Annotated in this window: 6 protein-coding genes; 3 read left to right on the top strand and 3 right to left on the bottom strand. The window is 57.2% G+C overall.

What is annotated here, in order from left to right:
• Positions 1–98 precede the first annotated feature (98 nt).
• The 3 genes from K5905_RS25885 to K5905_RS25875 are packed head-to-tail and all read right to left on the bottom strand — an operon-like array spanning position 99 to position 2,524.
• Positions 99–896 (bottom strand): TRAP transporter small permease subunit, encoded by a 798-nt coding sequence (locus K5905_RS25885; protein WP_297589546.1) that lies wholly within the window; start codon positions 894–896, stop codon positions 99–101.
• 13 nt (positions 897–909) lie between these two features.
• Positions 910–1,932 carry a TRAP transporter substrate-binding protein gene (locus K5905_RS25880; RefSeq protein ID WP_297589543.1) on the bottom strand — a complete coding sequence of 341 codons (1,023 nt, stop codon included), beginning with the start codon at positions 1,930–1,932 and terminating at the stop codon, positions 910–912.
• Between the two features lie 34 nt (positions 1,933–1,966).
• Entirely contained in the window at positions 1,967–2,524 is a 558-nt protein-coding gene (locus K5905_RS25875) for a gluconokinase (protein ID WP_297589540.1), read from the bottom strand.
• A gap of 133 nt (positions 2,525–2,657) precedes the next feature.
• Here K5905_RS25875 and K5905_RS25870 point away from each other — a divergent pair, with 133 nt between their 5' ends.
• The 3 genes from K5905_RS25870 to K5905_RS25860 form a co-directional block, all read left to right on the top strand.
• Positions 2,658–3,668, top strand: coding sequence for a LacI family DNA-binding transcriptional regulator (locus K5905_RS25870; protein ID WP_367187026.1), 1,011 nt, complete (start codon positions 2,658–2,660; stop codon positions 3,666–3,668).
• Between the two features lie 912 nt (positions 3,669–4,580).
• Positions 4,581–5,069 (top strand): twin-arginine translocation pathway signal, encoded by a 489-nt coding sequence (locus K5905_RS25865; RefSeq protein ID WP_297589538.1) that lies wholly within the window; start codon positions 4,581–4,583, stop codon positions 5,067–5,069.
• A gap of 22 nt (positions 5,070–5,091) precedes the next feature.
• A partial coding sequence (locus K5905_RS25860; RefSeq protein WP_367187025.1) for a ferric reductase-like transmembrane domain-containing protein occupies positions 5,092–5,785 on the top strand: 694 nt, incomplete at its 3' end.

Raw genomic sequence — 5,785 nt, 5'->3', positions numbered from 1 at the left:
AAGCGGAATGCCGGAGACCAGCAGTGCCAGCAGCATGACGAACATCAAAAGCGTGCCGCCCTCGATGCCAAGGGACTGAAAAGACCCGAAAAACTCGATCACTTCCGGCCCCTCGCATAGTTATAGGCGAGGACCAGGAACTGGACGGCCATGACGGACAGGATGGCGAGCAGGAAAATCTTGATGGCTCCTGGAAAGACCGGGTCCCAGGCACTGCCCGACCGTTCCAGCCGGAACGTGCCGTCAGGACGGAACGCCGCGCGCTGAACCATCAGCCAGGCAGCCCACGCAAAGATGCCGCTGGCAAGCGCGCAGATTACAGAGATGACGATGTCGAAGATCCGACGGATCGATGGCGGAAGGGAATCATAGATCAGAACGACCCGGATGTGCCGGTTGCGCGCCGTGCAATAAAGCCCGCCATAAACAAACGCAGCTCCGCAGAGAAAAATCGTGGTTTCATGTGCCCAGATGGTCGGAGCATTGAAGAGGTAGCGCAGCAGAACCTCGTTCAGGAGCACCAGCATTGAAATCACAATTCCGGCGGCAAACAACAGGCCACCCTTATCGATCCATCGTCCCAGAAATCCTGCTTCCGGGATCGCCCCGGGATCTTCTTCCGTTGTCTGCCCGTCTTTTATGTCCGGCACGTTCTTTCCCCCACTCCATACGCAATCGGATGTCGTCCTACCCGAAGGTTCGTCGCAAAAGCTTGAGTAACCATCGTCTATCCGGTCACGCGGTGCGCGAGCCGAAGCCTGAAGGCCGCCGTCTTTCGTGTTCAAGGAAATCTTCGAGCCGACAGATCCCGCACCTTCGCTTCGCTCGGTCCGGAATGACAAATGTTTACGATTTTCAAGATTCTGGCGGGCGCCAACAGCGCCCGCCTCGATCATGATATCTGCAAGCTTACTGCATCAGGCCGTTTTCTTTCAGGTAGCTGGTCAGAACGTCATAGACCCGCTGAGCGTTGTCGGAGCGTTCCGCCACTTTCGACCATTCGCCGGTGGCGATGGTACGGAACTTTGCGCGTTCTTCTGCAGGCCAGTCCGTCACGGTGATCTTGCCACCGGCCTTTGCTTCTTCGACCGCCTTCAGATCGCGTTCGGCAAGTGCGGCCACCTGCGAGGCTGCAAATTCGACGACACTTTCTTCCAGAATGGCCTGAAGATCGGCGGGCATGGCGTCCCACTTGGTCTTGTTCATGGAAATTTCCACCAGCGGCATGGAGTGGAAGCCCGGATAGACGGGGTTTGGTGCAACATCGTGCATGCCTTGCGCGTGGTTGGTGGAAAAGACCGTGTAGTCGGCCGCGTCGATGACACCCTTGTCGAGCGCTGTGAAGACTTCAGACCCCGGCAGGTTGACCGGGGCCGCACCGGCGGCCGCAAACACCTGTTGGACCAGGCCTTCCGGCGCGCGCATCTTCAGACCTTTCAGGTCGTCGACGCCGTTCAGCGGAACCTTTGAGACAAAAGCTTCCAGGCCCGGTGTGGTCGCACCGATGAAATGCAGGCCATATGGCTCCACCAGCTCGTTCATCAGCTCCTTGCCGCCACCTTTGGTCATGAAAGCGAACATTTCGTCCGGGGAGGACCAGGCGCCGACCGGGTTGGCGATCAAACCGAAGGCAGGGTCCTTGCCGGCAAAATAGGACGTATCGGTGATGTGCCCGTCCAGAATACCGGCTGCGATGGCATCCTGGGTCTCGGTATGTGCGACGATGGATTCCACCGGCAGAAGCTCAATCTCGACCCGACCACCGGTTTTTTCCTTGACCGCTTCGGTCCAGCCCTGCTGCAGCTCGAAATTCGGGTTGCCGGCCGGGTCGGACGACTGGAAGCGGAGCGAGAAGTCCTGCGCGGTGGCGGATGCCACCAGGGCGGTCACCGCGACTGCGGCCAGGGCTGTTTTCGTCAATGTCTTAAGCATGAATTCCTCCCGTTCGTGTCAGCATCGCATTTGTTCATGAGGCGATGGTCTGGTGAGGCGGCGGGGCTTGCCGCAGTTCTTTCAAGGCGCTGTCGACGATCCGGTCGACAGGCGATGAAATTTCGAGTGTGAAGCCGTCTTCATCAGTGTTCAGCGGCTCGAGTGTGGCGAGTTGGCTGTCCAGCAGCGTCTCGCCGACAAAATGACCTTGTCGGTTGCAGAGCCGTTCCTTGATCAGCGCTCGCGGGCCGGCCAGATGCAGGAAACGGCAAGATTGCAACGAACTGCGCAGCCGATCCCGGTAAGTGCGCTTCAAACTGGAACAGGCGACAACGGAGCTACCGGTGCAATAGACCTGTAACCGGGCAGCCAGCGCCACGGCGTCCAGCCAGGGCAGCCGGTCGCCATCGCTCAAGGCTTCGCCGGCGGCCATCTTGCGCTTGTTTTGCGGACTGTGAAAGTCGTCCGCTTCCACCAATCCGCAACCGAGCGCATCCGCCAGCCGCTCGGCAATCAGACTTTTGCCGACACCGCACACGCCCATGACGATGAGCACTGACCCGTTGTCGCTTGAGGGCAGGTCTTCCTGCATATCCATCCCTAAAACGCTTTTTCTGTTGCTGGCAATCAAAATGATAGCGCTAACATTTGTCAATATATTTTTTCTGATGTAGTATTGGTGCAGCTCAATGATTTCAATTAACTATCTGTAATGGCTGGATAATTTGAAAGTAACAATTGCCGATGTTGCCTCTGAGGCTGGTGTTAGCGCTATGACTGTGTCGCGGGCTTTGCGCAATCCGGACAAGGTTTCGCAAAAGACGCTGACAAAGATAAGGGCTGTCGTCGAGCGACTCGGATACATCCCGGACCCGGCTGCAAGCGCGCTTGCTGCGGGAAAGACCAACGTTATCGGCGTTATCGTACCCTCCGTTACCAACAACGTCTTTTCCGATGTCATGCGCGGCATTTATGAAGAGGCTGAAGGTTCCAAATGGCAGATCCAGCTCGGTAATTCCCGATATTCGCCGCTTGAGGAAGAGAACCTCGTCCGCACGTTTTTGAGCCAGAAACCGGCTGGTCTGATCCTGTCGGGTCTCGACCAGTCTGAAGTTACTGCAAACCTGCTCAGATCCGCCGATTGCCGGATCCTGCAAATAATGGAATGCGGTCCGGATCCATACGACATGATGATCGGGTTTTCACATGTCGAGGCTTCGATGGCAGCGACCCGACATCTGCTGGAGGCTGGATATCGCAGGCCCGGTTACATCGCGGCACGTCTGGACCCGAGAAGTCAGCGTCGCTTGCTGGGGTTTCAGAAAACAGCAGAAGAAGCAGGTGTCTTTGATGCGAATCGGATTGTCACAACACCGAGGCCGTCGACGGTCACACTCGGCTGTGAACTTGTTGCCGATCTATTGTCCAAAGCACCCGATTCAGACGCCATTTTATGCAACAACGACGATCTTGCCCTTGGTGCCCTGTTTGAATGTCAGCGACGTGGATTGCGTATCCCGGAAGAATTCGGCATCTGCGGCTTCAACGATCTGGAAATGATGGCGGCGGCCAATCCCTCCATCACCTCTGTGCGCACCTTCCGGCTCGACATGGGGCGCGAGGCTATGCGCTGGATGAGCAACGCGCTAACGGGCATTGAACCGGACAAGCCTGCAATCGACCTCGGCTACCAGATTATAGCTCGCAAGAGCACGGCACGCGGGGCGGGCAGATAGGATGACCGCAAAAGAGAAAATTTCTAAGGGTTTTGATCTCTGGTGGCGGTGTTGCCGGTTTGACATGTGCCATAGCCTTGAAATCCCTGGGGGGATCTCACTGTCATCGAAACGGCTGAGCATTGGCGATGGGTTGGAACCGGTCTCCATCTATCCGGTAACACCTTGCCAATTTTGAAGGAACTCGATCTCCTCGACGAAGTTTCGGACAAGGCACATACATTTGAGCGCCATATCTACAGCAATAACTTCGGTCGAGAGCTGTTCCACTTGAACCCGTCAGATAAGAACGGGCCTGTCTTCCAGGCGCTCAGCTGACCGGATCTCCACGATATCCTTGTTCATCGACTTTCCGGAGCAGACATCCGTTTTGAAACGAAAAGTCAGGCGCTGGACGTCTCAAAGGGGACGGATGTCACCTTATCAGTTGGCACTGAAGAAAAATTCGACATGGTCAGAAATCCGTGCCGGATGCCCTGAAGACATGGGAAGCAACCCGGATTCCGGAAGCCCATCGGGTGCAGCAGCAGTCACTGAGCGCATGAAACTCTCCCGCCTGAAGGGATCGTTGGCCGTGGGGCTCCGCAACGATCTCATGAAATTCGCAGGAGTCAGGATTCTTGCGTCCGGATGGCAGCCCTTGATCGAGGGTAGGGTTCAGTCCGGCAGAAGGCTATGCAGCGCTCGGGCGGGAATTGACGGCAAAGCTTATAGCTCGAAGTCCGACGACAGTCTGCGGCGACCCAAAATGTCGGCGGTGGGCTAAACTTCACGCGACCGTGAGTACGGTTTTTGGTACACATCGTCTTGTCCATCTCGGAAAAGGCCGTAATCGCGCTATAATCGGGTATCGGTAACGCCCGGACCCTTTCGGTTGGGCGGGCACTCCAGGGCCCGAGAGGAGAAATCGATATGACATCAGACCTCATCACTCGCCGAATTCTTCTGGTCGCCGGCGGCGCTGTCGCGGTGACCGGCCTATCCAAGTTTCTTGTTCCCGCCCAGGCCCAAGGATTGGCGCCAACCCGATCCATGCGTGGCGGCTCCAACAATTATCAACCCGGCGCGCCGATCGTGAAACGGATCGGTGGTGGTGGCTTCTGGATGACCGGAACGGTCCGCCGGGCAGGGGACGGCGCTCCTCTTGCCGGGCAGCGCATTCAGATCTGGGCACACACGACCGAAGGTTACGAGCGCGAACCACAAAGCCATGGTGCAACGTTGACCAATGCCAATGGCGAATTCCGCCTTGAAATGCCACAGATCGTCCCGGCCTTCGGACAGCCCCATGGCCATCTTGCCTATGACAGTGGCGAGTTCGAAACCGTCTTCCTGCGACCCGTGATGAAGAGTTCAAAGGACACCAGCCTGGAGGCGCATTTCGTCCTTCAGCCTGTCTGACCTTCAGTTGAGTTCGAAACGCATGAGCCGCACCCGCGCGACGCTGATCTGGACCGTCCTTCTTATAGTCAGTGTCGCTCCGATCGTTGCGGCCGCAACAAGCCCGTTGCTGCAATGGCGTGATTCTATCTACATCGCTGCCGGTTTTGCAGGCGTAATCGCAATGGTGCTGCTGCTGCTTCAGCCACTGCTGGCAGGTGGTTATCTTCCAGGTCTTCAGGCGATGCGTGGGCGGCGTGTTCACCGTTGGGTCGGTGGGACGCTGGTCGCTGTGGTGATCATCCATGTTGGCGCGCTTTGGATCACCAGTCCGCCGGACGTAGTCGATGTGCTTTTGTTCAGATCGCCGACGCCGTTTTCCATCTGGGGCGTTGTCGCCATGTGGGCTGTTTTTGCATCCGCACTTCTGGCCGCCAATCGCCGCCGTCTGCACCTCAAGCCCCGTTCCTGGCGTCTGATGCATTCCTCCCTTGCTCTTGTGATCGTCATCGGCAGCGTGGTTCATGCCCTGTTGATTGAAGGGACAATGGAAACGGTGAGCAAGTTCGTGCTCTGCATGCTGGTGCTAGGTGCGACTGCGAAAGTGATGGTGGATTTGAAGCTCTGGCAGGTCCGTCCACACCCGAGCGGTAAAGCCGTCAGGCGAGATGAGGACGGTCGTCGTTCAAAAGCAAAGCGGCCGGAAACGATCAATCCACCGGCAAAAGAAACAGCGA

The sequence above is a fragment of the Roseibium sp. genome (assembly GCF_025698965.1).
Classification (GTDB): Bacteria; Pseudomonadota; Alphaproteobacteria; order Rhizobiales; family Stappiaceae; genus Roseibium.
Note: the sequence above shows the minus strand (reverse complement) of the source record. Positions and strands in the feature narration are given on the sequence as shown.

Bases quoted from the DNA above. Each gene is read 5' to 3' on its own strand.
- K5905_RS25885 (WP_297589546.1), bottom strand. From the start codon at position 896: ATGATCGAGGCGGGCGCTGTTGGCGCCCGCCAGAATCTTGAAAATCGT.
- K5905_RS25880 (WP_297589543.1), bottom strand. From the start codon at position 1,932: ATGCTTAAGACATTGACGAAAACAGCCCTGGCCGCAGTCGCGGTGACC.
- K5905_RS25875 (WP_297589540.1), bottom strand. From the start codon at position 2,524: ATGCAGGAAGACCTGCCCTCAAGCGACAACGGGTCAGTGCTCATCGTC.
- K5905_RS25865 (WP_297589538.1), top strand. From the start codon at position 4,581: ATGACATCAGACCTCATCACTCGCCGAATTCTTCTGGTCGCCGGCGGC.